We start from the raw sequence: 24,894 nt of genomic DNA on the forward strand, positions 1-24,894 counted from the left end.
CGAGTCGAGGCCGTCGATCGGCGGACGCGACCAAAGTTTAGATATGTCTAATAATATTATTCGACCGGAAGCGTATTATGTTCGTGTCGCAAACAGACACGTAATGAATCCGGACGCGAACGAATTGAACGGACTCTCTCGGAGACGGTTCGCGGCGCTGGGCGCCGGCGCGTTCGCCGGCGGCCTCGCGGGCTGCACCGGGACCGGAGACGGCGGCGGTTCGGCCGCGGGCGCGGGCGACGGTTCGACCGAGGGCGAGTACACCGTCGTCGCCTCCTTTTTCACCTTCTACGACTTCGCCGACACGCTCGCCGAGGGGACGGACGTCGCGGTCGAGAACCTCGTGCCGACCGGGCTCCACGGCCACGGCTGGGAGCCCGACCCGTCGATCCAGCGTCGGATCACCGACGCCGACGCGTTCGTCCACGTCGGTCCCGACTTCCAGCCGTGGGCGGACCGGGCGATCGACGCACTCGCGGCCGAAACGCAGGGGACTCGCCTCATCGACGCCCGCGAGGGGATCGACCTCATCGGTCTCGCCGACTCCTTGGACGAAGACGAGGCGGTCGAGGGGGCGAAGGACCCGCACTTCTGGCTCGACCCGCAGCGCGCGAAGGGCGCCGTCGAGAACATCGCCGACGGGCTGGCCGACGTCGACCCCGATCACGAGGAGACGATTCGGGAGAACGCGACCGCGCTCGACGCGGAGCTCGACGCCCTCGACGAGGAGTGGCAGGCGGTCTTCGACGCTGCCGAGCGCGACGTGGCGTTCCTGGCCGCGCACAACGCCTTCGCGTACATCGCGGAGCGGTACGACGCGACGATCGAGCCGCTGGTGGTGAACCTCGCGGCCGACGGCGACGTCCGACCCGCGGACATGCGACGGGCCCAAGAGACGATCGCCGAGAACGACATTCGGCACATCGGCGCGGCCGTCTTCGAGCCGATCCGGTCGGCGAAACAGCTCCTCGAACAGACCGACGTCGAGGCGTACTACCCCGTGACTCCGTACGCGGGGACCGCGGAGTCGTGGGTCGAACGCGGGTGGGGGTACTTCGACATCGCCCGCGAGGTGAACCTCCCCACCTTCCGGATCCTACTCGGCGCCGCCGACCCCGACGAGGTGACGTTCGCCGACTACGGACGGAACTTCGAGCCGTGATGGGGTCCGCGGACGCCGCCGAGGGCCGACTCCGCGCCGACACCGACTCCACCGGGGGCGGTCCACTCGTCGACGCGCGCGACCTCACGTTCGGCTACACCGCGGCGCCGGTGGTCGAGGACGTGGACCTGCGCGTCGAATCGGGCGAGTACGTCGGGATCATCGGTCCCAACGGCTCGGGAAAGAGCACGCTGCTCCGACTCCTCTTGGGGCTCCAAGAGCCCGACTCGGGATCGGTCGAGCTGCTCGGCCACCCGGCGCGGGCGTTCGCGGAGCGCGAGCGCGTCGGCTACGTGGCGCAGGACGTGACGAAAGACGAGAAGCGCATGCCGATCACGGTGAGCGAGGTCGTCCTGATGGGGCGGTTCCCGCACGCCGGGTTCGGCCGCGTGGCAACGGCCGACCGCGAACGCGCCCGCGAGGCGCTCCGCACGGTCGGAATCGAACACCTCGCCGATCGACGTATCACCGCGCTCTCCGGCGGCCAGCGCCAGCGGACGTACATCGCGCGGGCGCTCGCCGGTGAGGCGGAGCTACTCGTTCTCGATGAACCCACGGTCGGCGTCGACGCCGAGTCCGTGGAGGCCTTCTTCGACCTCCTCGACGAGCTCGTCGCCGACGGGATGACCGTGCTGTTAGTGGAACACGACATCGGCGCGGTCCTCGAACGGACCTCGCGGGTCGTCTGTCTCAACCGCGAGGTGTACTTCGACGGGTCGCCGACCGCCTTCGCCGAGAGCGACGCGCTGGATCGCGCGTACGGGACGAACATCCGGCGAAAAGAAGGGGAAATCGTCACATGACCGCGACCCCGACCGCGGTCGTTTCCGACAGCTTCGCGGCGGTGCCGCTTCTCGGCGCTCCGTACGACCTGCTCGCTCGGCTCGTCGGGCAGTGGAGCGACGGGCTCGGATGGGTCGGCGAGACGCTCGGCATTGGGATGTTGGACTACGTGTTCATGCACCACGCGTTCCTCGTCGGCGGACTCATCGCGGTGATGGCCCCCCTGATCGGGACCTTCCTCGTCCACCGGCAGCTCGCGCTGATCGGCGACGCGCTCGCGCACACCGCGTTCGCGGGCGTCGCCGTCGGCCTGTTCGTCAACTCGCTTCTGGGAACGGGGATCTCCCCGTACGTCACGGCGATCGTCGTCGCCGTGATCGCCGCGTTGGCGATCGAGCTGATCTCGGAGGTCACCGACGCGTACAACGACGTGTCGATGGCGATCGTGCTCTCGACCGGATTCGCCCTCGGGGCGGTCCTCATCAGCGTCAACACCGGCGGACTCGCGGTCGGGATCAACCAGTACCTCTTCGGGAACCTCGCGACGGTCTCCCGAGAGAACGCGGTCCTCCTGGTAGTCCTCTTCGCGATCGTCTCGCTGGTCGTGACGGTCACGTACAAACAGCTGCTGTACGTGACCTTCGACGAGACGGCCGCCCGCGTCGCCGGTATCAACGTCCCGTGGTACAACCGTTTGATGACGACGCTGACGGCGCTCGTCGTCGTCGGCGCGATGCAGATCATGGGCGTCATCCTCGTCGCGGCGATGCTCGTCGTGCCGGTCGCCGCCGCAGCACAGGTCGCTCGCGGATTCCGCGAGGCGCTCCTCGCGTCGGTGGTGCTCGCCGAAATCGCGGTGATCGTCGGGATCACCCTCTCGTATCGCTACGAGGCGACCGCCGGCGGAACGATCGTCCTCGTCGCCGTCGCCGTGTACATCTTCATGGTGCTCGCCGGAAAGGTTCAGTCGGCTCGATCGGTCGACGAGGCGGCTCCGACCGACGCCGCAGTCAGGGACGGTCCCGTCGGCGAGCCGTCCGACGACTGATCCGTCTCGCGTCCCGTCCGGTTCTCCCCTTGCTTCGGCCGATCTCAATTCACCGCGGCCGACCCTCCCTTCACCGCGTCCGTCTTCCGTTCGCCTCGCGGAGGCCGTCGTCGAGCCCGAGACCGACGCGGTCGCCGTACCGGTCCCACACGACGACGAGCGACGGGACGAGGAGTATCGACGCGAGGTACGCGTACAACACCCCGAGCGCGAGCAACACGCCGAAATCGCGGATCAGCGGGATCACGGCGAGCCACAGCACGCCCAGCCCGGTGACCGTCGTGAGCATGCTCCCGGTGAGCGCGCCGCCCGTCCCCGCGATGGTGACGTCGAGCGCCTCGTCGATCGGCTTTCCGGCTTTGAACTCGTCGACGAACCGATGGACGAAGTGGACGGTGTAGTCCACGCCGAGTCCGATCGAGACCGAGAGGATCGGGGCGTTGATCGGCGTCAGCGGGATGTCGAGCAGCCGCATCGACCCCACGAGAAGCCCCACGGTGACGAGGACGGGAACGAGGTTGAGAATCCCGTACACCGCCTTCCCCTCCAAGTACGCGTACGACAGCGCGAGGAAGATCGCCGTGAGCGCGAACGCGGCGAAGAGGCTCCGGATCGCGGAGTCGGTGAGGAGATCGATCACGGCCTCGTTGACGACCAAGCTCCCGGTCGGGACCGCCTCGAGGGGGGTGCGCTCGGCCAGCTCCCGGACGTCCGCGACGGCCTCGGAGTTGTCGACGCCCGGGCGGATCGTGTAATCGATCCGGGCGCTGCCGCGGTCGGCGGCGACGTACCCGCGGGCCTGTCCTTCGGCGGGCGAGTCGAGCAGCGCGTCGTACACCTCGTCGACGTTGCGATCGGGCACGCCCGTCCCCAGCCGATCGTTGCGCTCGACGACCTCGCGGAACGCCGGGTCGCGTGCCGCCTGATCGTCGATGACCGTCACGACGCTGGTCGACGCGGCTCGCCGATCGTCGGTCGTCTCGAAGGTGTCCGGCGGGTTCCGGGTCGTGCGGTCGATCAGCTCCAGGGCGTCGTCGTTTCGCACGGACTGGTCGACGTACAGCGTGACCGACCCGACGAAGTCCTGTTCGAACTCCTCTTCGAACAGGGTGAGCACGTCGAGGAACGTGTACTCCGTCGGCGCGAACGGCTCCGGGAGGTTCGAGTACGTCTCTAGCCTGTCCTCGTCCGGGAAGAAGGCCTCCTCGGAGAACTCGGTGTTCACGCCGGTACCGTAGGCGGCACCGGCCGCACCGCCGAGTACCACCACCGCCACGACGACGACGGGAGCGACTCGCGACAGATCGACGCCGACGCGCAGGAGCCTTCCGAGTCGCGATCCGCCGGACCCGAGCGGGCTCGATCCGAACTCGGGGATCGGGAGCCGCTCGCGCCAGCGGTCCACGAGCACCTTTGCGGCCGGGAGATATATCCCGAACACCAACAGGGTAAAAACGATTCCGGCGGCGGCGACGAGCCCGAAGTCCCGGTTCGGCTCGAAGGGGCTCACCACGTTCGAGACCAGTCCGAACACCGTGGTGATCGTCACCAGTAGGAACGCGATGAGCAGCTGATCGGTCGTCGTTCGCATCGCGTCTGCGATGCCGCTCCCGCCGCCCCGCTCCTCGCGATACCGATTGACGACGTGGATCCCGAAGTCGATCCCCACCGCGACCAGCAGCGGGAACACGGTGATGAGCGAGTCGGAGAAGGGGATCCCGGCGTAGCCCATGAAGCCGAACGTCCAGAGGACGGACAGCAACAGGGCCGACAGCCCGATCCCCATGTCGATCGGGTCGCGGTACGCGACGATGAGGAAAAACAGGATCAACAGGAGCGCCGCGGGAAACACGATGATCGCGGTGTCGGTCAACAGCGCCGCGATCTCCGACTGCAACACGCCGTCTCCGAAGAGGATCGCGTTCTCACCGGCCTCGTTGCCCGGGACCGAGTCGACGACCTCGATGCTCTGCGTCTGCAGCTCCGTCACCCGCGCGGTGGTGGCGGCGTCGGGCAGGTCGTAGGTGATGCCGACGATGGACGTGCCCGCGCGTTGGGCGGTCGGGTTGTAGTCGACCGACACCTGCGCCGCGATCGCGCCCGTCTCGTCGGCGTCGGCGATCGCCGCGGACAGCTCGCGAGGGGTCGCCTCCGCGACGGCGTCGCGCCGCTCCGCCGTCGTCTCCGCCGCGGGATCGAGCTGTCGCGCGACGGCGTCCGCGTGGCTCGACGTCGACTGCACCCGGAGCGTCGAGCGCGACTCGAGCCGGTGTTGGGTCTCCAAGATACGGACCAGCGCCGGACGCGACAGTACGTTGTCGTCGGAGACGATCACCTGTGCGGAGGTCGCCGACCCGCCGATCGACGTCTCGAACTCCTCGTCGATGTCGTCTAACGCCTGTTGAGCGGGAATGTCCTGGGTGAACTGGTCGGCGCCGGCGCTCGTGGTGATCCCCGCGAGCCCGCCGGCGGCGACGACGCTGACGAGGAGGAAGACGGCGATCACCGCGGCCGGTCGGGTCGTGACGAGCTCGTCGACGCGCTCGACGAACCGATCGGCGGCGGTCACCGGCGCCTCCGTCGGCCGGTACCGCGACCGACACTCGTCGCTCCCGACGCTGGGGGCTCGCGCTCCGGATGATCGGACGATTGCCGATCGGACGATTGCCGATCGGACGATTGCCGATCGAACGATCGCCGTCCGGATGACTGATCGCGCATTCGACTACCGCCGCCGGTACCACACGACGGCGCCCGCGCCGGCGACGACGACGAGCACCGCGACAGCGATGGTCCCGAACGGGAGGCCACCGTCGTCGGTCGGTTCCGTCACTTCTACCGGGAGCTGTGTCACGTCGGAGATCCGGTCGTTGCCGCGCTCGTCGTCGTACCGGAAGTCGAGCTCGATCGGGTGCGTTTCGGCGCTCGCGCCGGACGCGGCCGCGACCTCGAACCAGATCTCGGTCGACTCGCCGGGCGCGAGCTCGGCGACGAACGCCTCGTCGTTGACGGCCGACAGCGGGCTGTCGGCGTACAGCGCCGCGTTGATCGACGAGAGCGTCTCGGGTCGTTGGTTCGTGATCTCGACCGTGATCCGCCGGGTCTCACCGGCCGGGACCGTCGGGTCGTCGGTGACGATGTCGAACTCGGGCTGTCGCGGAGCGACCTCGACGCGTCGGGTCTCGGACGACGCGATCGTCGCGTCGCCGCTCGTGTACTCCGTGGTGAAGCGGAACTGGCGGGGGCCGGGGTCGGCGTTTCCGTTCACGTCCGCGTCGAACGCGAACGTCGCGGACTCCCCGGCCGGGATCTCGGGCAGCGCGTATCGGCTTTCGCCGAGGCTCACTCGGTCGCTCCCCGGGTCCGCGACGAGCACCGCGTCGTCGACGTCGGCTGGCCCCTCGTTGGTGATGGTCCCGGTGACGGTCCCCGAGTAGCCGACCTCAAGGGTCCCCTCGACGTCGTCGAGCGCGAACGACTGCTCGGAGAGCGGCACGACACCGGCCCGTGACGAGGGCGACGTCGACTCGATCCCGTCGCTGTCGCGGTAGTCGACGGTGGAGACGAACGCGTACGCGCCGCCCCCGAACGCGGACGTGACCGACGAGTCGAACGTCACGGTCCGGTTCTCGCCGGGGTCCCAGTCGCCGACGAACGACTCGGCGCTCCCGTCGCCGCCGATTACGGCCGCGCTCCCCGTCGTGCTCCCGGTGACGACCGCGTCGCGGGCGGTCTCCTCGCCCACGTTCTGCATCGTCACACGCAGGTCGCCGTCTCCGCCGACCTGCGCGTCGGTCTCGGTGTCGAGGATCGCGAAGCGCGCGCCGTCGTCGACGACGACCGTCACGTCGAAGCGCTCCGTCCTCGGTGAGTCGTAGTGGTTGTTCTGATCCGGAACGATGGTACGGGTGTAGCGGTACCGCGTCGTCACTTCGATATCGTACTCCCCGTCCGCGATATCGTCCGGAACCGTCACGCTGAGCGGGACGGAGGTCGGCGCCCCGGTCGGCACGTCGCCGACGGCGACTTCGCCGGTCGTCACTTCGAGCGGCGTCCCGTCGGCGTCGGCCTCGAGACGGAGGCTACGGGCGGTCGTCACGCGGGGATCGAGATCGTTGCCCATGTCCATCTCTCCGGTGTTGAGGATGTCGACGGTGATGGACGATTCGCCGCCACTCGGGAGCGTCGCCTGTGAGAGGTACACGTCGAGGTCGGGCGACCCCCGTATCTGTCCGCTTCCGTTCGCCTGTGCGAGGGTGTCGCCACCGAGACCGGAGGGTGCGATTGCGGTGTGGCTGCCGTCGGCCGTGTCGGCGCTGGCCGGAGCGGCGACTCCGGCGAGTCCGGCACCGGCGACGAACGCGGCGGCGGCGACGACAGCGAGAGCTAGCGAGAGCGATCGACCCCATCGGATCGAGCGGCTCATCTCCTCGGTCCTCCGATCGGGGATCCGTCGAGCGCAACGACGCCGTGACCGGTTTCCGGGCGTCCGAACGCGTCGGGTCGAGTCATACGGTCGGGTCGGACGCTCGTGGCATAAGCGTGTTGAATGAACGTTCAATCAGGAGTGCTATATACGCGGCCGCGATAGCGGGGGTATGCAGGACCCGTTCGCGGAGCCAGTCGACACCCGGCAGGCGATCCTCGGGGCGGCGTTCCGCGCGCTCTGTGACCACGGGTACGCCGACCTCACGATAAGCCGGATCGGCGAGGCGTTCGACAAGAGCCCGTCGCTCGTCTATCACCACTACGACGGGAAAGACGAGCTGCTGGTCGACCTCCTCGGCTTCCTCCTCGACGGGTTCGAGGCCTCAGTCGGAGCGGACGAGTTTGACCTGTCGCCGCGGGGTCGGATCGACGCATACGTTTCCGCCACGCTGGATCCGGACTCCGCCGCCGACGCGTGCACACCCGACGCCGAGTTCATCAGGGCCATCGTCGAGCTCCGGGCGCAGGCGGCCTCGGACGAAGCGTACCGCGAGCACTTCGATCACAGCGACCGCGTATTCGGTGCGTTTCTCGAAACCGCGGTCCGCGAGGCGGCCGCCGACGTTGCCGGGAACGACGGTCGTGGTGAACAGACGCTCCGAGGGCCCGAGGACCTCGACCCGGTGGATCCCGAGGAAGTCGCCGCGACGCTCCAGACGCTCGCGACGGGCGGGATGCTCCGGTGGGCGACGACGACCGACCGCGCCTGGGTCGGCCCGACGCGGGCGGGGATCGACCGCTACGTGGACGCGACGCTCCCACGAGTAGCGGTGGACAACTCGGAGTAACGGCGGATAACCCGGATTAGCGGCCGTCGTCGTCGGTGTCGCCGTCGACCTCCATTCGCGTGACCTCCTCTTCGAGCCACTCGCGCAGCCACTTCACTCGCTTGATGCGCTGGTGAGCGATGCTCTCCGCCCTGTCGGAGACGACGCGGTCGGTGTGGTCGCGCGCTCGCTGGAGCACCCGATCGACCATCTTCGCGGCGTCCATGTGCGTCCGCGACTCGTACCCCATCCGCAGCAGCATCAGCACGGCGCCGTTCGCGCCCACCTTGTCCAGCACGTCGGCCTCGATCAGACATCGGCTCTCTAGGGGCACGTTGTCGAGGTCGCCCGTGTACGAGTGGTCGACGACCGCCCCGCAGACCTCCTCGATGAACGACTCGGGGTAGTTCCCCCGGCTCTTGAGGTACTCCCGGGCGACCCGCGCGCCGGCTTCGGCGTGGATGTCCTGTTCGGCCTCCAGCTTGGCGACGTCGTGGAACAGCGCGGCCACACGGACCACGTCTACGTCGGCGCCCTCGGCCTCGGCGATCTCGGTCGCGAGATCCACGACGTTAAGGATGTGGTTAAACCGATATTTCGAGGAGTGCCACGGGTACCAGCGCATCCGACCGCCGTCCTCTTCGCTCTCGACGCTGGCTGCGAGGTAATCTCTCACAAACCCTTTCATCTCCTCGAAGTCCTCGTCGCTCACCTCCGTTTCTTTAATCTCGACGCCCACGGGGACCACCTCGGGCGAAAAACTCGTAATTCATTACCGTAACCGAGGAGCGTTTCGTTCTTAGTCGTTACGACGGGGATATCCACTTCTCAGGACGTGGAAAAGTCACGTCTTCACCGGTCAAAGTCCAGTTCGACGACATTCTCGCTCACGTGAAGATAGGTGATCGGGTTCTGTCCGGGGCCACCGGTGATCCGGAGCGTGAGATCGACGAGATCGGGGTCGCTCTGAATGTCGACGTTACCGCCCACGTCGATCTCGTTGAAGACGACGGTGCCGCGGATCGCCACGTTCCCGTTCGTCTCGAAGTCGGCGTTCGGCGCGTAGATGATCGCGTCGATCCGGGCGTTACCGCCGCCCGACGACTGGGCGGCAACGTCGCCGTTCACGTAGAACTGCGTGCGGCTCGCCTCGATAGCGGGCGACGTGGTTCCGATCGTCGGGTTCTGAAACTTCAGATCGCCGGCGATGTAGTACTTCACCCCGTTATTCGTCGTCTCGTCGTTGATCTGCAGGTCGTGACCGCCCACGTCGAGGTCGCCGTCGATGGCGACGGTGATGTTGCCGCCGCTCGTGTCGAAGTACGTGTCGTTGGTGATGGTGACATCGCCGCCCGCGTAGTACGTGCCAGCGGTGCACGTTTTGTTGAGGCAGTTGGAGACGTCGGTGCCGTTGCTCTCGGCGGTCGCCAGCTGGCTATCGATGATCGACGCGGGCGAGGGATGGGTGTTGCCCGTGGTGTAATTGCGATCGTCGACCTCGCTGTTCCCGCTGAAGCTGTCCGACCCCATCCCGGTCGAGAGCGCCTTGTCGAGGGGAATCTCTTGAGGTACGACTAGCCGGGCCGTCGTGGTCCGGTTCGCGTCGTCCTTCGTCACCTCGCCCTCGGCGCGCTGGGAGAAGAAGTCGTACCACCCCTCGTAGTACTTGCTCTGCACCTCGACGACGACCGTCCCGTTCTGGAGGGGGTTATTCGTCGCGTTGACGGCGGTCGCGTTCCCCTCGCCCCGACGAACGACCCCGGCGCTCCCCGACGGCGAGCGCTCGTCACCCGTCAGCTTCACCACCGGGAAGGTGAGCGTGCTCCCGCGGTAGTGGTACTCCGGCGGCGAGATCATCCGTCCCCGATCGTTTTGCATGGCCCAGACGCCGCCGCCCTGCATCGCGATGTCGCGCCGTTGGCCTTCGTACTCCATCGTTCCGATAGTTCCGTTGTAGACGGTCTCGACATCCCCGCCACCTCGTTCGATCCACACCGCAACGCGTCCCGCGTCCTCGTCGAGCGTGAGCTGTCCGCCGTCGACCGATCCGAGGTCGAATCGGCGAGCGTTCGTCTCGCCGAGCGCGACGAGGCTCGACTGGGAGCTGAGCTGTGACATCCCGTTCTCGACGCTCGACGAGCGAGCGTCGTCGGTCACGAGTCCGAGCGCGGCGCTTCCGGTCGCCACCGTGACGGTGACGGCCGCGATCGTGATCGCCAACAGAAGCACGACCCCGATCACCTCGCTTTGCGCGCGCTCGCGGCTCTTCATACGGGCGGCTACGCCGTCACCGTATTTAAACCTCGACCGCTGGACATCAGTTTTGATACGGTCAGAGACCGTCGAAAACGTCACCGATCCGAGGACGTCGTCCGCCGATCCGACGACGCCGTCCGCCGATCCGATCTCTCGGGACGACACCTCTCGAGCCGACAACGACGAGGTTCTTAAGCGGGCGGCTCAACGACCCGAACACATGTGGCGCCCGTGGGGTGACAGTAAAAAGGGGCGGTTCCAGCGTGCCGCGGGGGTGAACGTCGCCGGCAACGCGGCGAAGATCCTCGTGGAGGGTGCGGCCGGACTGGCGTTCGGCAGCGTCGCGCTGCTGGCGGACGCGGCCCACTCCGTCGCCGACCTCGTCGCAAGCGCGGTCGTCTTGGTCTGGGGCGGGTCGCGCTACGACGCCGCCGACGAGAGTCACCCGCACGGCCACCAACGGATCGAGCCGCTGACGGCGCTCTTCGTCGGCGCGACGATCTTCCTCTTGGGCCTCCTCCTGTTCCGCGAGTCCGTCGTTAGCCTGCTCGGCCCGCACGACGTCGCGGCGAGTCCGATCCTCGTCGGGGCGTTGCTGTTCGCGATGGCGGACATGTACCTCCTCTACTGGTACACCGAGCGAGTGAACGCGCGGCTGGGCTCGACCGCCCTCTCTGCGCTCGCGACGGACTGTCTCAACGACATTTATACCACCGTCGCGGCGCTGGTCGGCGTGTTCGGCGTGCTTCTCGGATTCCCCGTGCTCGACCCCGTCGCCGGGGGGCTCGTCAGTCTCCTCGTCATGTACCAAGGCGTCGAAATCGGCCGCGAGAACGTCACGTACCTCGTCGGAGCGGCGCCGCCGCCCGGGGACCGGAAGCGCGTGACAGCGGCGCTCCGCGAGCATCCCGCCGTCGAGGGGATTCACGACCTCACGGTGTACTACGACGGCACCGACCTCGAAGTAGAGGTTCACGTCGAAGTCGACGGAAGCATGACGCTGCGAGAGGCTCACGACCTCGAGACAGAGCTCATTATGAGCCTCCGCGCGCTCGACGATGTCGGCGACGTCCACGTTCACCTCGATCCGTCCGGCCTCGGCGAGTGGAAAGACGCCGACGATCGGACGGAGTTCGGTGGCTGAGGAGCTGCTGACCCCGGCTCGGCGTCGGGCGGAGGACCCCCTTCGATCGAGAGACGACGGTCGCGAAGACCACCGCGGCCGTGCGAGTTTTGCTGCTCACGAGCGTACGAATCGTATGCTCCGACGCCGTTGGCTGGAGATGACGTGGCGCGACGGGCTGTTCCTTCACTGGCCGGTCGATCCGGCGGTCGTCGCCGAGACGCTCCCGGACCGTCTCTCCGTGGCGACCCACGACGGCGACGCATATCTCGGTGTCGTCGCTTTCGTTATGGACGACATCCGCCCGCGCGGCGCCCCGTTCGGGCTCTCGTTTCCGGAACTGAACCTCCGGACGTACGTCGAGGGGCCCGCCGGACCCGGCGTCTATTTTTATAATCTCGACGCGGACGACCGGCTCGGCGTCGCCGTCGCTCGGCGGCTGTTCGCGCTGCCGTACTACCGCGCCGCGATGGACGTGACCCGCGAACCGACCGCTGGCGCCGAGGACACGGTTCGGTTCGCGAGCCGCCGAACACATTCCGGCGTTCCGTCCGCCCGGTTCGACGCGACGTACAGGCCCGAAGGTGAGCCTTTTACCGCCGAATCGGTACCGCTCGACGCGTTCCTCGTCGAGAACTACCGGTTCTACGCCGAGGGGGATGCGCTTTATAAGGGCGAGATCGCCCACGACCCGTGGCGGCTGCGAGAGGCGACCGCCGAGGTCCGGACGAACACGCTGTTCGAGGCGAACGGGTTCGACCGGCCCGAGGGAGAACCGCTCGTCAGGTACGCCGAGCCGATCGACGTGAGTGCCGACCGAATTCGGCGGGTGTAGCGGTTCGGACGCCTGTGTTCCGAGACTGCGTGTAGTTCAGATCACGGGAACAGCCCGCAGATCACGGGAACGTCCCGCAGATCACGGGAACAACCCGCGGTACTCGTGTGCGCTCGCGGTGCGTTCGAGCGCGAGGGTGTACGCGGCCGTCCGGAGGTCGGGGAGGTCTTTCTCGTCGTACTGCTCGATGGTCTGGTCGAACGCCGTCCCGATGCGGCGCTCCAGTTCGGCGTTGACCGTTTCGAGCGGCCACGAGAACTCCTGAGCGTTCTGGACCCACTCGAGATACGAGACGATGACGCCGCCCGCGTTCGCGAGGATATCAGGGACGACTTGCACGTCGCGTCCGCTGAGCACCTTGTCGGCGGCGACGGTCGTCGGACCGTTCGCGGCCTCGACGACCGCCGACGCGCGGAGGTCGTGGACGTTCGCCTCGGTGATCACGCCCTCGACGGCGGCGGGAATCAGCACGTCGACGTCCAGCGTCAACAGCTCGTCGTTCGAGAGCATCTCGGGCGCGTCCCACCGGCTGCGGTCACGGTCGTCGTTGCGGTCGCCGTCCCCGGTCGGAACGTCCCGGAGGGTGCCAGCGACGTACTCGTCGATGAGTCCGCCGGCGGCGACGTGCGCGTCGAGCGCGTCGACGTCGAGTCCGTCGGGGTCGTAGGCGGCGCCGGTCACGTCGGAGGTGGCGACGATCCGGGCGCCCGCCTCGTCGAGGAGCTTCGCCGCGTTCGACCCGACGTTCCCGAAGCCCTGAATCGCGACGGTGGCGTCGGTAAGGTCTCGATCGAGGTACTCGAAGAGCCGTCCGGTGACGATGGAGACGCCGCGACCGGTGGCCTCGACCCGACCGGGGGTGCCGCCGATCTCCAGCGGCTTTCCGGTGACCACTTGCGGGACGGTGTGACCCTCGTACATGGAATAAGTGTCCATCATCCACGCCATCGTCTGCGGGTTCGTGTTCATATCGGGGGCAGGGACGTCGGTCTCCGGGCCGATCATCCGTCGAATGCCCTCAGTGTACCGGCGCGTGAGCCGTTCGAGGTCGCGATCGGTGAGCTCCTTCGGCTCGCAGATAACGCCGCCTTTCGCTCCGCCGTACGGGAGGTCGACGAGCGCGGTCTTCCACGTCATCCAACCGGCAAGCGCCTCCACCTCGCGCTGCGTGACGCTCGGGTGGAACCGCACGCCGCCTTTAAACGGGCCACGAGCACTGTTGAACTGGCATCGGTACCCTTCGAACACCTCGACGTCGCCGGATTCGAGCTCCACCGGGAGCGTGACCTTTAGCGTCCGCTCCGGATGTTTGAGTCGCTCGAAAATGCCGTCGTCCACGTCGGCGTACTCCTTCGCGCGGTCCATCTGTGCCAGCATATTCTCGAATGGAGCGTCGGCCATGTCCGACCGGACACGAGCGAGGGTGATATCGGTTTCGGCAAATATCGCCATCGTGAGTGAGTCTCAACCATACGCTCGGTGCGATACAGTCGGTACGGTTCGCTGCGCTCGCTTCGGCCGGACTTATACGTCGGCGTCGACAACGTCGTTCCATGACACTCGCGCGTGCGACGGGGGGCCACCGATGACGGCCCAGTCGCTTCATCCCCGCGTCAGGATCGTGTGGATCCTCCGTGCGGCCATCGTGTCGGCCCTGCTCTCGGCGCCGTTCGTCGGCGGATTCTACTTCGGATACCTCCCCGAGTGGGCACCGATCGTCGCTGCGTCCGTCTTCCTCGTGGCCGGGATCGTCCACGCGATCCTCCGGTACCGTCGGTGGAGCTACGAGATCCGCGAAGACGCGCTGTACCTCGACCGCGGCGTTATCACGCAGGTACGCACGACGGTTCCGCTGGTGCGGATCCAGCACGTCGACTCCCGGCGCGGCCCGGTTGAGCGCGGCGCCGGACTGGCCTCCTGTGTCGTCTACACCGCCGGCTCACGCGGCGCCGACGTGCGGATACCGGGACTCACGCCGACGGGCGCGAGCGACCTCCGCGAGGAGCTGAAACGGCTGGCCATCCGCGCGGACGGGGAGGACGCGGTGTGAAGCTCGCTCCCCAGTCGATCCCGTACCGAGCGTTCCAGAAGGTGGCGGGGATCGTCGTCATACTCTTTTTTATCGTCAACAGCAACAACTGGGGGTTCCTCGCCGCGGTCGGCGTCGCCGGTGCGGTGCTGCTCGTCGCGCTCGCGTACGAGGTGGCGTACTACCGGCGGTTCGAGTACGATCTCACGGATGACACCCTCGACATCTCCTCCGGCGTTATCTCTCGCCGCGAGAGAGAGATTCCGTACCGCCGCATCCAGAACGTCGACGTGAGCCGAAGCGTGATCCAGCGAGCGCTCGGCGTCGCGGCCGTCGACCTGGAGACCGCAGGCGGCTCCAGCACCGAAGGGTCGATCCGGTTCGTCACCCCAACGGAGGCGACCCGGCTGCAACGCGAGGTACAGCGCCGCAAGTCGACCTCCTCCGGCGGAACGTCCTCGGGTGTCGCCGGGGAGGTCGTGGATGCCGAATCCGATTCGCCGGGACCGATCGAAGAAGAGCTGTTCGCGATCACGCCGAGCGAGCTCGCCCTTGTCGGCGCGCTCTCCTTCGACGGCCGACTCATCGGCCTGCTCGCGTTCCTCGGGTCGGGGTCGTTCCCCGTCCTCTCCAGTTTCGTGCCGGACGCTTCGGCAGCCCTCCTCACGGCGACCGCGCTCGTCGCCGTGGGCGCGCTCTTCCTCGTGTCCTGGATCATCGGGGCCGCCCTCGCGTTCTCGAACTACTACGGATTCCGGCTCCTGCGAGCAGGCGACGAGCTCCGATACGAGCGGGGGCTGTTCAGACGGTACAGCGGATCGATCCCGACGGAGAAAGTACAGACGCTGTCGATCACCGACAACCCGGCGAAGCGAGCGCTCGGCTACGCCACCCTCTCTATCGAGACCGCGGGGTACGCCCCGGGACAGGGCGGTAACTACGGGAGCCAAGCCGCCGTTCCGATCGCGGCCACGGACCGCGTCTACCGGCTCGCCCACGAGGTAGAGTCGTTCGGATCGCCGACGTTCAACCGACCGCCGAAGCGGATCCGCTGGCGGTACGCGTTCCGCTACGCGCTCGTCGTCGCCGCGTCGGTCGGGATCGCGTTCGCCGTCGACTGGGTCGTCGGGCCCGACCTCCCGTGGTACGGCCCGCTCGCGCTGCTCGTCGCGGTGCCGCTCGCGGCCCACCTGAAGTGGAAACATCGCGGCTACTGGCTCGGCGAGGATCACCTCCTCACCCGAAACGGGTTCTGGAGTCGGACGGTGACCGTCGTCCCCTACTACCGAATCCAGAACGTTATCGACAGCCGAACCGTGTTCCAGCGGCGGTGGAACGTGGCGACCATCGTGGCCGACACCGCCGGGACCAGCTCTCTCGTCGGTGCTGACGCGGCGGCGGTCGATTTCGACGTCGAGGAAGCGGTCGAACTCCGTGCGACGCTCCAAGAGCGGCTTCAGTCGGCGGTCGCAGACCGTCGGGACCGTCGATCCGCGTTCGAGTGGTTCGACGGCGAGGTGGACGCGGCCGCGCCGGACGACTCACGCGATTCCGACGGCGCGGCCGCAGACCGCGACGCTGGGGAGTCGAATTCACCGACGACGGGCGTCGTAGAGCCGGATATTCCGGACGACGGCGTGGTTCGTCCGGACTTCTCCTCGGGCGATCGGGACTACTCCGAGCCCGCCGACCGCGTCGACACCGGAGAGTACGCGGTCGATCGGTTCCCCTCGGACGCGGACGTCCCGGATCGCGACGCCGCCGCCGACAGCGGCTTCGCTGGCGCCGAGAGCGACACCGACAGCGACGATGACAGTAGCTTCGGGACCGACGACGACAGCGACTCCGACGGTAACCGCAACAGTGACAGCAAGCGCGACTCCGACGGTAACCGCAACAGTGGCAGCAAGCGCGACTCCGACGGCAAGCGCGACGGCGGTTCGTCTCAGACCGAACCGTAGCTGCTCACGCTCCGTTGCTCGTTCGCGACGACCACGCACTCACTCCGCGAGCAGCCGCTGTGCGATCGTGTTCCGCAGGACCTCACTCGTCCCCTCGTAGATCTCCGAGAGTTTCGCATCGCGGTAGAATCGCTCGGCCGGGAAGTCCTTCGTGTAGCCGTACCCCCCGTGAATCTGGATCCCTTCGTTGGCGACCTCCCGCGATATCTCCGAGGCGTACAGCTTCGCCTGCGCCGCCTCCTTGATGAAGTCCTCGTCGCGCATCTTCAGATCGGCCGCCTCGTGCATCAACAGCTCCGCGGCCCGGATCTTCGTGTCCATATCGGCGAGCTTGTGCTGGATCGCCTGGAAATCGGCGATAGGCCGGTCGAACTGCTCGCGCTCCTGTGCGTACGCCGTCGCCTCGTCGAGCGCCGCCTTGGCGATCCCGACCGAGCGCGCCGCGATAGTGATTCGGCCGCCGTTCAGCGTTTTCAACGCCTGCACGAAGCCCTCGCCCTCCTCGCCGAGTCGTCGCTCCGCGGGGATCCACATGTCGTCGAAGCGAAGCTCGGCGGTCGGACAGCCCTTGTCACCGAGCTTGTCCTCCGTCCCCTCGACGATGAACCCGTCGTCCTCCTCCGGGCGGACGACGAACGACGAGATCCCCTTGCGGCCCGCCTCGGGATCGGTCTTCGCGAACAGCGTGACCGTGTCGGCGACTGAGCCGTTCGAGATCCACAGCTTCCCGCCGTCGATCCGGTAGCCGTCGCCGTCGCGATCGGCGGTGGTCGTCATCGCGGGCACGTCAGAGCCGGCTTCCGCCTCAGAGAGGGCGAACGCGCCGATCTCCTCACCCGTGTTGAGCGGCGTGAGGTACCGCTCTTTCTGCTCGTCGTCGCCGAAGGCGTACAGCATGTTCCCCGCGAGCGAGGTGTGGGCGGCGACGACGGTTCCGAGCCCTCCGGATCCGCGCGAGATCTCCGCGAGTCCGATCGCGTAGCTGTGGTAGTCGAGTCCCGCCCCGCCGTACTCGTCCGGGAAGGGCATTCCCATGAGCCCGAGATCGGCCATCTCGTCGACCAAGTCGGCCGGGAACTCGTCGGTCTCGTCGATTTCCGCGGCGCGCGGTACGACCTCTTCGTCGACGAACTCCGCGACCATGTCGCGGATCTGGCGCTGCTCTGCGGAGAGCGTGAAGTCCATGTCCACTCGTTTCCGCACGCGAACTTATCGGTTTCCACACGGTTGTTCACGGGCCGATCGTTGCTGTACCGGGTCTAGCCGTCGCGTCTCGCAGTTTTTGCGACTCCCGCTCGGGCGATCATCCGCGAGCATTCCACGAGGCTTTTTATGCGTTGTGACGTAAGAGTGAGTAACCGAATGAGCGGACGAACATATGGCTCCGTTGAATCCGACCTCCAGTGGTGTCACGAGGCGGTTCAGGGCGTTTCTCGGACCTTCGCGCTGACGGTCGACGTGTTAGAAGAGCCGATGGCCTCACAGATCTGCATCGGCTACCTCCTCTGTCGCGTCGCGGACACCGTCGAGGACGCCGGACACATCCCTCCCGAGGCGCAGAGCGACGTCCTACGCACCTACCGCCGCGCGATCGACCCGGACGACGAAACCGACATCCTCGCGTTCCGCGAGTCGGTCGACGAGTGGCTCCCCGCCCCCGCCGATCGCAACGACGACTGGGAGGTCGTCGCGGAGGCGCCGACGATCGCCGCGACGTTCGAAGAGCTCGACGCCGACGCGCAGGCGGCGATCGTTCCTCCGGTTTTGGAGATGGTCGACGGAATGGCGATGTTCGTCGACCGGCACGCCACCGAGGGGGGCCTCCGCATCGACGACCGCGACGAGCTGGAGCAGTACTGTTACTACGCGGCCGGCACCGTCGGAAACCTCATCACGAACCTGCTCACCCGCGACGACCTATCGGAGGACCGCGCGAAGCGCCTTCGTGACACCGCCGAGGAGTTCGGGCTCCTCCTCCAGCTCGTGAACGTCTCGAAGGACGTGTACGACGACTACACCGAGGAGAACAACGTCTATCTCCCCGCCGAGTGGCTGGCGGACGAAGGCGTCGATCAGGAGCGCGTCGTCCACCCCGAGAACCGCGAGTCGTCGGCGCGCGTCGTCGGCCGGACCGCGGAGTACGCACGGTCGTTCCTCGACGACGCGCAGGCCTACTTGGAGACGATGCCGCTCTCGAACGGGAACACGCTGGAAGCGTGGACCGTTCCGTATCTGCTCGCGGTCGGCACCCTCCGCGAGCTCAGCTCCCGGCCGGAGGACGCCCTCACAGAGAGCGGCGTGAAGATCTCCCGGCAGGAGGTGTTCGCCGTGATGTCCGTCGCCGGTGAGGCCGGGCGCGACTCCCTCGCGGAGCTTCGACAGACGATCGCGCGGACGCCGTACCATCGAGCCGTCGAGCCGGCCGACTGACCGACGCGACGCCTCGTCTCGGGCGAGACGCACACTACCTCAGAACGCACACTACCTCAGAACGCACACTACCTCAGAACGCACACTACCTCAGAGCCGTGCCCGCGCACGCGACACGGCCGGGACGCTGACGCCGATCGTCTCCGCGAGCGCCTCAGCCGCGCTTAACAGCCACTCCGCCCGCTCGACTCGCGAGTCGAGATCGCCCGGACCGATCCGATACGCCTCCACGAGCGCCTCGACCGTCGCGCCGCCGATCCACTCGTCGAGGATGCGGGCGGTTTTGACCGACTCCAGCCACTCCTCGAAGTCGTCGGTCTCTCCCATCGCCGTCGTCAGCTGTCCGGCGTTGGCTCGCGCGAAGCGGTAGATCTCCGCGCGCTCCTCGTTGCCCAAGTACGTGTCCTGCATGTCGGGCGTGTCGCAGATCACCTCGAAGGCGGTGAGCGTCGTCGCGCGGTCCATCGCCGCCGCCGTGCGAAGCCCCTCGACGATCCGCTCCCCGGTCTCGGGTCGCACGTACTGCTTCGAGGTCGTCTCTCCCACGGGCGTTGCGACCAGTCGGTACGCCTCGACGCCCCCGGTCTCCCGTCGTATCATTCCGGCCGCGACGAGGTCGTCGACCGCGACGGCGACGGCGTCGGCCAACCCGCCGGCCCCCGCCGCCCGCGCGTAGAAGGTGCCCTCGAACACGTCGAGGATCTCGGTCTCGGTCTCTGCGAAGCCCGTGGCGATAGCCGAGAGGACGTGAGTCCGGAGCGCGCCGGGGTCCGCGAGCTGCGATTCGACGGCTTCGGGCTCTCCCTCGATGTACCGCTCGACGAGCGCCGGTTCGGTGTCCTCGGTCCCGACGAGGACCGCTTCGCCGTGGGGGTCGAGCCCCGGCCGACCCGCGCGTCCGCACATCTGGTGAACTTCGAGCGTCGGGAGCCACTCCATCGCCGAGCCGGCGTATCGCTTCTGGTCGCGGACGACGACCCGTCGAGCCGGGACGTTGACACCGGCGGCGAGGGTCGGCGTGGCGCAGATACACGCCACCGAGCGCTCGCGGAACGCGGACTCGACGACGGCTCTGTGGCCCGATCGCAGCCCCGCGTGATGGAACGCGACGCCCGCTCGGAGGCAGTCGGCGAGCTGCTGTCCGGTGACGGTTCCGTCGATGTCGGCGACCTCGTCGCCCGCGGCGGTCGCGGCCGGTTCGATCCCCATCCGCTCGGCGAGATCGTCCTCGGCCAGCCGCTCGGCCAGCGCCACGGCCTCGGTCCTGGACCTGACGAACGCGAGAGACTGGCCGCCGTCGGCGACGGTGTCGGCGACGAGCGCGGCCGTGACGTCGGTCGCGTCCGGACCGTCGTCGGCCTCGTCCCCTCCGCGTCCGTCCTCCCCCGTCGCTCCCGGGACCTCAACGGTCGCAGTCGTGCCGTCGTCGAAGTCGACCTCGCCGCCGACGGCGACACCGGTTCTGAGGTCGACGGGGCGCCACTCGGATTCGACCAGTTCGGCGTCGAGCCACTCAGCGATCGCGTCCGGGTTGTCGACGGTGGCGGAGAGCGCGACGACCTGTACAGCCGGATTTCGGCGTCGGAGCGTCGCGAGCGTCACTTCGAGCGTCGGACCGCGCCGCTCCGCTCCGAGGAGGTGAACCTCGTCGACGACGACGCAGGCAATCTCGTCGACCCACGAGGCGCCGTTGCGGATCGCCGAGTCGACCTTCTCGCTCGTCGCGACGACGATGTCGGTACCGGCGAGCTCCTCGCCCGTGGCGTCGAAGTCGCCCGTCGAGATTCCGACATCGACGCCCGGGAGCGCTGCGAACGTCTCGTACTTCTCGCGAGCGAGCGCCCGGAGCGGACAGACGTACAGGCCCGGGCCGTCCGCGGTCAACAGCGCGAGCTCCGCGATGAACGTCTTGCCCGAGGCGGTCGGGATCGCGGCGACCACGTTCTCTCCCGCGCAGGCGCCGGCGTCGACCGCGGCCGCCTGCGGGGGATAGAGAGTAGATATCCCGCGCTCGGCGAAATGGTCGACGTACGCCTCCGCCAACGGCAGCTCCGAGACACGCATTCGTTCCAGAGTTCGGCGGGAACGTATTTAAAAAGTCGCCGGAGAGCGGTCGTCTCCAGCACAGCGATAGCGGCGTCCGCTTACTCGTCGTCGTCGAACTCCTGAAACAGTTTCTCGAAGTCGTCGTCGTCTCCGGCGATCGCCTCCAGCGACTCGTCGGCCTTCGATCGAAGCTCGCTGATTCGAGCCGTGAGGTCCTGGTATTCCGTGTTATCCGCGAGTTCGGTCGAACTCTTTTCGGCCTCTAGCATCGCTTTCTTCGAGGTCAGCGAAAACAGCTCTTGCACCTCCGAGTCGTACTCACCGCGCTGCAGGAGGGACGTCACGGTCTCGCGAAGGGTGTCGCTGGTGACCGGTTTCACGAGGTAGTCGTCGAACCCCATCTTCAGAATGTCGAAGTCGGGTTCGACGGCAGTAACCATCGCTACACGGCAGTCGATTCCGCGCTCGCGGACCGCCGAAAGCACCTCGTCACCGGAGAGTCCGGGCATTCGCCGATCGAGCAGGATCGCGTCGACGTCGTTGTTCACGGCGTCGAGCTCGTCGAGCGCCTCTTGGCCGCCGTACGCGGTCCGAACGCGGTACTCGTCGCCGAGCCACGCGGCGTAGAGGTCGGCCAAGTCTGGTTCGTCCTCGACCACGAGGACAAGCGGCGGATGCTCACTCATGGATTCTCGGAGCGACGACGTGTTCGCTCACACGTTTCGTCTTTTCGCAGGCTATATTAAAATACCTCTTCGGGTCCGGGGCGCCGCGGCCCGTCCCCGATGTTTCGACTGCCCGAAGCGTTACTCGCTCGGGCTGTAGTTGGGCGCTTCGTCGGTGATCATCACGTCGTGCGGGTGGCCTTCGGTCTGTCCGGCGCTGGAGACGCGGACGAACTCGGCGCGCTCGTGGAGCTCGGGGACCGTTCCGGCACCGACGTACCCCATTCCGGAGCACATTCCGCCGGTGAGCTGGTGAAGCTCGGATGCGAGACTCCCTTTATACGGGGTCGCGGCTTCGACGCCCTCGGGGACGAACTCCTCGTCTTCGTCCTCCTCTTTCAGATAGCGGTCTCCGCCGCCCGACTTCATCGCGCCGACGGAGCCCATCCCGCGGTACTGCTTGTACTTTTTGCCCTGCATCGTGATGACGCGTCCGGGCGCCTCGTCGGTACCGGCGAAGTACGACCCGAGCATCACCGCGTCCGCGCCCGCCGCGAGCGCCTTGATCGCGTCGCCGGAGTAACGGATCCCGCCGTCGGCGATCACCGGCACGCCGCGTTCGGCGGCGACGTCGGCGACTTCGCTCACGGCGGTCATCTGCGGCATCCCCGCCCCGCTCACGACGCGCGTGGTGCAGATCGACCCGGGCCCGATACCGACTTTCAGTCCGTCGGCGAACTCGACGGCGGCCTCGGCGGCCTCGCGCGTCCCGATGTTGCCGACGACGACGTCGGCGTCGACGGTCGCTTTGATCGCCTCGGCGGAGTCGAGCACGTTGAGGTTGTGCGCGTGCGCGCAGTCGATGAAGATGACGTCGACGTCGGCCTCGTCGGCCGCGACGGCGCGCTCCTCCTCGAACGGGCCGACGGCGACGCCGGCGAGCAGTCGACCGTCCTCGTCGCGGGCGGCCTCCTCGTGCTCGCGGCGCTGGAGGATCCCGCCCATCGTGACGAGCCCGACGAGCCCGTCGCCGTTGTCGACGATCGGGACGCGCTCGATCTTGTGCTCGTACATCAGTTCGAGCGCCTCGCGGGCGTCGACGTCCTCGGATGCCGTGATGACTTCGTCGGTCATCGCTTCGCTGACGGCGTCGTCCTCGCCGACCTCCAAATACGGGCGGATGTCGGTTCCGGAGATGATCCCGAGAACCGTGTCCGCCTCGTCGACGACGGGGGCACCGGAGACGCCTTCGCGCTCCATCAGCCTGTCCGCCTCGCGGACCGTGTCCTCCGGTGACACCGTCACGACGTTCTCGCGGCGGATGACGAGCTCGTGAGCGCGCTTGACTCGCCCGACTTCGGCCGCGGTCTCCTCGACGGTCATGTTGCGGTGGAGGACGCCGAGACCGCCCTCGCGGGCCATCGCGATCGCGAGGTCGCTTTCGGTGACGGTGTCCATCGCTGCCGAGAGGACCGGCACCGTGAGTTCGACGTTCTTCGAAACGCGCGTCGAGAGGTCGGCGTCGTCGGGCTCGACGCGGCTCTCCTTCGGTCGAAGGAGCACGTCGTCGAAGGTCAACGCCTCTGGAACGTCGAGCTTTGCAGAAAACTGTCCGGAGTTCCTCGCCATATAAACCGTCATGAGTGACCGATAAAAAGCATTGCGAGTCAGCACGGATATGCACGCCATTCTCATCCAGATTCGCGTACTATCCACGGATATGGATCGTATTTGGAAGGAGGGCGCGTATCGGCCCCGCAGAAGTATTCTCGGCGCGCCCTCACTCGAGGAAGTCTCAGATCGGTCGTCGAGAACACCTAGCTGCCGATAGTTCGTCGGTGAAACGCAACTATTAGTGAAATATCGATGGTACTTATAAGAAGATGAGTGAAGAACCCTTCGAGATGTGCGGACAGATCTCACACAACCTTTAACGCAACCGAAACACGTATATGAGGTATGGACTCCGACAGTCCCGCAACCGCGCGCATCGCCGGCCAGCCGATTCGAACGCTCGGCGGCTTCGCTACAGCCGGCAATACGCGCAAACCGTTTACACGGACTCGTCGGGCCGCTCGCGGATTCGACTCCGTATGCCGGGCCCTCGGCTATCGTGGGTCGCCCGCTTCCTACCGTGTACCCGACGGTCAGGGTCATCATCCCTGAATGAGCGTCTCACGTCACCCGATTGCGCTTCGGTTGGAGCAGCAGGTCGGCGGCGCGACGAAACTGCTGGCGACCGTCATGGCGCTGCCGCTCATCGACGGGATCTTTCCCGCGCTGGTCGTCGCCGGCGTGTTGTCGACCGCCACCGGTGTCGTCGAGACCGGGATCCTGATTTTCGGCGGCTCAGCGACGGCCGCCGTGATCTTAGCGGAGATGGACGGCACCCGGCGGCAGATGGCGACCTCCGTGTTGCTGATCGGTGTCGTCATCATCCCGGTCGCCGCGGTCGAAGCCGCGCTCGCCCCGACGTTCAGGGGGTTCCTCAATCTCCCCGTCTTCGAGCGCTTCGCCGGGCTGGTGATCCTCACGATCGCCGCGAAGACCGCGAGCTCGGAGATCGGCGAGTATCTCCCGAGCCCCGCCGTCATCATCGCGCTCGGGCTCGTCGCGAGCTTCCAGCCCGCCGGATTCGCCATCGAGACGTCACCGGAATACGTGCTCAACGGCGCCGCCGCAGCGGGCGTCGGCGTCGCGTTCGCCCTCTCGGTCGCGCTGCTGTCGCCGCACCTGCGCGGCCGCGTCGACATCGATCGATTCCGCTTCGGTTCCGCGGTCGCGCTCGGGGTGCTCGCGCTCCCGATCCTGCTCAGGCCCTTCGATTTGATGCAGACCGAAGCGCCCGTCGCGCTCGCCGTGTTGGCCGTGACGGCGCTGTTCGCGTACGACCCGAACGCGGAACCCGGGCCGATGGCGAGCGTTGGCGACGACTCCGACAACGACCCCGGCGACGACCCGGACACCGCGGACGACGACCCCTCGGGCGACGACGGAGACGCGACCGACGAGCCGGCTGACGACGAGTCGCTCGACTCGACCGATCCGCCGCTCGACACGCCTCCCGAGGCGCCCGGGCCGATCGTCGACGACGACGTCGCGGCCCTCGCGAACGGCGGCGAGCGCGAGTCCACGGTCGACGACGACGGGACCGACCCGTTCGTCGACGACGACTCGCGTGCGCCGTGGCTGTAGCGCGCTTCCGTCGTCTGACCGGTCGCGATCGGTAGTTACCGCCGAGTCAGCGCCGAGTCGGCATTCGGCGCGCGGGTCGCGGGGGTTTAGGTGATCCGCCGCATAC

General features: G+C 67.3%; 20 protein-coding genes. 11 read left to right on the forward strand and 9 right to left on the reverse strand.

The window, feature by feature from the left end:
- Nucleotides 1–103: 103 nt before the first annotated feature.
- The 3 genes from ACNSN4_RS05330 to ACNSN4_RS05340 are packed head-to-tail and all read left to right on the forward strand — an operon-like array spanning nt 104 to nt 2,993.
- On the forward strand, nt 104–1,162 hold the full coding sequence (locus tag ACNSN4_RS05330) for a metal ABC transporter substrate-binding protein (RefSeq protein WP_418284744.1): 1,059 nt from the start codon (nt 104–106) through the stop codon (nt 1,160–1,162).
- Entirely contained in the window at nt 1,162–1,965 is an 804-nt protein-coding gene (locus ACNSN4_RS05335) for a metal ABC transporter ATP-binding protein (RefSeq protein WP_418284745.1), read from the forward strand. The genes ACNSN4_RS05330 and ACNSN4_RS05335 overlap by 1 nt, the downstream gene beginning before the upstream one ends.
- Nucleotides 1,962–2,993 (forward strand): metal ABC transporter permease, encoded by a 1,032-nt coding sequence (locus tag ACNSN4_RS05340; protein ID WP_418284746.1) that lies wholly within the window; start codon nt 1,962–1,964, stop codon nt 2,991–2,993. Before ACNSN4_RS05335 ends, ACNSN4_RS05340 begins: the two co-directional genes overlap by 4 nt.
- Nucleotides 2,994–3,063: 70 nt before the next feature.
- On the opposite strand, the gene ACNSN4_RS05345 is transcribed toward ACNSN4_RS05340, so the two are convergent.
- Together ACNSN4_RS05345 and ACNSN4_RS05350 are read right to left on the reverse strand one after the other, a co-directional pair.
- Nucleotides 3,064–5,562 carry an efflux RND transporter permease subunit gene (locus tag ACNSN4_RS05345; RefSeq protein WP_418284747.1) on the reverse strand — a complete coding sequence of 833 codons (2,499 nt, stop codon included), beginning with the start codon at nt 5,560–5,562 and terminating at the stop codon, nt 3,064–3,066.
- Between the two features lie 156 nt (nt 5,563–5,718).
- Nucleotides 5,719–7,419, reverse strand: coding sequence for a COG1361 S-layer family protein (locus ACNSN4_RS05350; protein ID WP_418284748.1), 1,701 nt, complete (start codon nt 7,417–7,419; stop codon nt 5,719–5,721).
- Between the two features lie 172 nt (nt 7,420–7,591).
- Here ACNSN4_RS05350 and ACNSN4_RS05355 point away from each other — a divergent pair, with 172 nt between their 5' ends.
- Complete coding sequence (locus ACNSN4_RS05355; RefSeq protein WP_418284749.1) at nt 7,592–8,269, forward strand: TetR/AcrR family transcriptional regulator; 678 nt, start codon at nt 7,592–7,594, stop codon at nt 8,267–8,269.
- A gap of 16 nt (nt 8,270–8,285) precedes the next feature.
- On the opposite strand, the gene ACNSN4_RS05360 is transcribed toward ACNSN4_RS05355, so the two are convergent.
- Nucleotides 8,286–8,996 carry an HD domain-containing protein gene (locus ACNSN4_RS05360; protein WP_418284750.1) on the reverse strand — a complete coding sequence of 237 codons (711 nt, stop codon included), beginning with the start codon at nt 8,994–8,996 and terminating at the stop codon, nt 8,286–8,288.
- A 104-nt stretch (nt 8,997–9,100) separates the two neighbouring features.
- Nucleotides 9,101–10,519 carry a DUF7289 family protein gene (locus tag ACNSN4_RS05365; RefSeq protein ID WP_418284751.1) on the reverse strand — a complete coding sequence of 473 codons (1,419 nt, stop codon included), beginning with the start codon at nt 10,517–10,519 and terminating at the stop codon, nt 9,101–9,103.
- 205 nt (nt 10,520–10,724) lie between these two features.
- On the opposite strand from ACNSN4_RS05365, the gene ACNSN4_RS05370 reads away from it, so the two are divergent.
- Both ACNSN4_RS05370 and ACNSN4_RS05375 read left to right on the forward strand, forming a co-directional pair.
- Nucleotides 10,725–11,648: a cation diffusion facilitator family transporter gene (locus ACNSN4_RS05370; RefSeq protein ID WP_418284752.1), complete on the forward strand. Its 924-nt coding sequence runs from the start codon at nt 10,725–10,727 to the stop codon at nt 11,646–11,648.
- A 115-nt stretch (nt 11,649–11,763) separates the two neighbouring features.
- Complete coding sequence (locus ACNSN4_RS05375; RefSeq protein ID WP_418284753.1) at nt 11,764–12,462, forward strand: YqjF family protein; 699 nt, start codon at nt 11,764–11,766, stop codon at nt 12,460–12,462.
- An 81-nt stretch (nt 12,463–12,543) separates the two neighbouring features.
- Here ACNSN4_RS05375 and ACNSN4_RS05380 read toward each other — a convergent pair whose 3' ends face one another.
- Nucleotides 12,544–13,863 carry a Glu/Leu/Phe/Val family dehydrogenase gene (locus tag ACNSN4_RS05380; protein ID WP_418284754.1) on the reverse strand — a complete coding sequence of 440 codons (1,320 nt, stop codon included), beginning with the start codon at nt 13,861–13,863 and terminating at the stop codon, nt 12,544–12,546.
- A gap of 184 nt (nt 13,864–14,047) precedes the next feature.
- On the opposite strand from ACNSN4_RS05380, the gene ACNSN4_RS05385 reads away from it, so the two are divergent.
- Both ACNSN4_RS05385 and ACNSN4_RS05390 read left to right on the forward strand, forming a co-directional pair.
- Nucleotides 14,048–14,512 carry a PH domain-containing protein gene (locus ACNSN4_RS05385; protein ID WP_418284755.1) on the forward strand — a complete coding sequence of 155 codons (465 nt, stop codon included), beginning with the start codon at nt 14,048–14,050 and terminating at the stop codon, nt 14,510–14,512.
- Entirely contained in the window at nt 14,509–16,452 is a 1,944-nt protein-coding gene (locus tag ACNSN4_RS05390) for a PH domain-containing protein (protein ID WP_418284756.1), read from the forward strand. The genes ACNSN4_RS05385 and ACNSN4_RS05390 overlap by 4 nt, the downstream gene beginning before the upstream one ends.
- A gap of 39 nt (nt 16,453–16,491) precedes the next feature.
- Here the strand turns inward: ACNSN4_RS05390 and ACNSN4_RS05395 are convergent, their stop codons facing one another.
- Nucleotides 16,492–17,637: an acyl-CoA dehydrogenase gene (locus ACNSN4_RS05395; RefSeq protein ID WP_418284757.1), complete on the reverse strand. Its 1,146-nt coding sequence runs from the start codon at nt 17,635–17,637 to the stop codon at nt 16,492–16,494.
- A 177-nt stretch (nt 17,638–17,814) separates the two neighbouring features.
- Here ACNSN4_RS05395 and ACNSN4_RS05400 point away from each other — a divergent pair, with 177 nt between their 5' ends.
- Entirely contained in the window at nt 17,815–18,882 is a 1,068-nt protein-coding gene (locus ACNSN4_RS05400) for a phytoene/squalene synthase family protein (protein WP_418284758.1), read from the forward strand.
- A gap of 90 nt (nt 18,883–18,972) precedes the next feature.
- Here the strand turns inward: ACNSN4_RS05400 and ACNSN4_RS05405 are convergent, their stop codons facing one another.
- The 3 genes from ACNSN4_RS05405 to guaB form a co-directional block, all read right to left on the reverse strand.
- On the reverse strand, nt 18,973–20,946 hold the full coding sequence (locus ACNSN4_RS05405; RefSeq protein ID WP_418284759.1) for a DEAD/DEAH box helicase: 1,974 nt from the start codon (nt 20,944–20,946) through the stop codon (nt 18,973–18,975).
- An 80-nt stretch (nt 20,947–21,026) separates the two neighbouring features.
- A complete protein-coding gene (locus ACNSN4_RS05410) occupies nt 21,027–21,614 on the reverse strand; it encodes a HalX domain-containing protein (RefSeq protein ID WP_418284760.1) in 588 nt (195 codons plus the stop codon).
- A 120-nt stretch (nt 21,615–21,734) separates the two neighbouring features.
- On the reverse strand, nt 21,735–23,222 hold the full coding sequence (gene guaB, locus ACNSN4_RS05415) for an IMP dehydrogenase (RefSeq protein ID WP_418284761.1): 1,488 nt from the start codon (nt 23,220–23,222) through the stop codon (nt 21,735–21,737).
- 330 nt (nt 23,223–23,552) lie between these two features.
- On the opposite strand from guaB, the gene ACNSN4_RS16545 reads away from it, so the two are divergent.
- The gene (locus tag ACNSN4_RS16545; protein ID WP_496923283.1) at nt 23,553–23,759 is read left to right on the forward strand and encodes a DUF8099 family protein; all 207 of its coding nucleotides are present in this window, start codon (nt 23,553–23,555) and stop codon (nt 23,757–23,759) included.
- Nucleotides 23,760–24,788, forward strand: a complete 1,029-nt coding sequence (locus ACNSN4_RS05420; protein ID WP_418284762.1) for a DUF5794 domain-containing protein — start codon at nt 23,760–23,762, stop codon at nt 24,786–24,788.
- Nucleotides 24,789–24,894 lie beyond the last annotated feature (106 nt).

This window comes from Halorubrum marinum (assembly GCF_048381195.1).
In the GTDB taxonomy this organism is placed as follows: domain Archaea; phylum Halobacteriota; class Halobacteria; order Halobacteriales; family Haloferacaceae; genus Halorubrum.

Coding starts and splice junctions, on each gene's coding strand:
- ACNSN4_RS05330 (WP_418284744.1), top strand. CDS start 104: ATGAATCCGGACGCGAACGAATTGAACGGACTCTCTCGGAGACGGTTC.
- ACNSN4_RS05335 (WP_418284745.1), top strand. CDS start 1,162: ATGGGGTCCGCGGACGCCGCCGAGGGCCGACTCCGCGCCGACACCGAC.
- ACNSN4_RS05340 (WP_418284746.1), top strand. CDS start 1,962: ATGACCGCGACCCCGACCGCGGTCGTTTCCGACAGCTTCGCGGCGGTG.
- ACNSN4_RS05350 (WP_418284748.1), bottom strand. CDS start 7,419: ATGAGCCGCTCGATCCGATGGGGTCGATCGCTCTCGCTAGCTCTCGCT.
- ACNSN4_RS05355 (WP_418284749.1), top strand. CDS start 7,592: ATGCAGGACCCGTTCGCGGAGCCAGTCGACACCCGGCAGGCGATCCTC.
- ACNSN4_RS05365 (WP_418284751.1), bottom strand. CDS start 10,519: ATGAAGAGCCGCGAGCGCGCGCAAAGCGAGGTGATCGGGGTCGTGCTT.
- ACNSN4_RS05370 (WP_418284752.1), top strand. CDS start 10,725: ATGTGGCGCCCGTGGGGTGACAGTAAAAAGGGGCGGTTCCAGCGTGCC.
- ACNSN4_RS05375 (WP_418284753.1), top strand. CDS start 11,764: ATGCTCCGACGCCGTTGGCTGGAGATGACGTGGCGCGACGGGCTGTTC.
- ACNSN4_RS05380 (WP_418284754.1), bottom strand. CDS start 13,863: ATGGCCGACGCTCCATTCGAGAATATGCTGGCACAGATGGACCGCGCG.
- ACNSN4_RS05385 (WP_418284755.1), top strand. CDS start 14,048: ATGACGGCCCAGTCGCTTCATCCCCGCGTCAGGATCGTGTGGATCCTC.
- ACNSN4_RS05395 (WP_418284757.1), bottom strand. CDS start 17,637: ATGGACTTCACGCTCTCCGCAGAGCAGCGCCAGATCCGCGACATGGTC.
- ACNSN4_RS05400 (WP_418284758.1), top strand. CDS start 17,815: ATGAGCGGACGAACATATGGCTCCGTTGAATCCGACCTCCAGTGGTGT.
- ACNSN4_RS05405 (WP_418284759.1), bottom strand. CDS start 20,946: ATGCGTGTCTCGGAGCTGCCGTTGGCGGAGGCGTACGTCGACCATTTC.
- ACNSN4_RS05410 (WP_418284760.1), bottom strand. CDS start 21,614: ATGAGTGAGCATCCGCCGCTTGTCCTCGTGGTCGAGGACGAACCAGAC.
- guaB (WP_418284761.1), bottom strand. CDS start 23,222: ATGGCGAGGAACTCCGGACAGTTTTCTGCAAAGCTCGACGTTCCAGAG.
- ACNSN4_RS16545 (WP_496923283.1), top strand. CDS start 23,553: ATGGACTCCGACAGTCCCGCAACCGCGCGCATCGCCGGCCAGCCGATT.
- ACNSN4_RS05420 (WP_418284762.1), top strand. CDS start 23,760: ATGAGCGTCTCACGTCACCCGATTGCGCTTCGGTTGGAGCAGCAGGTC.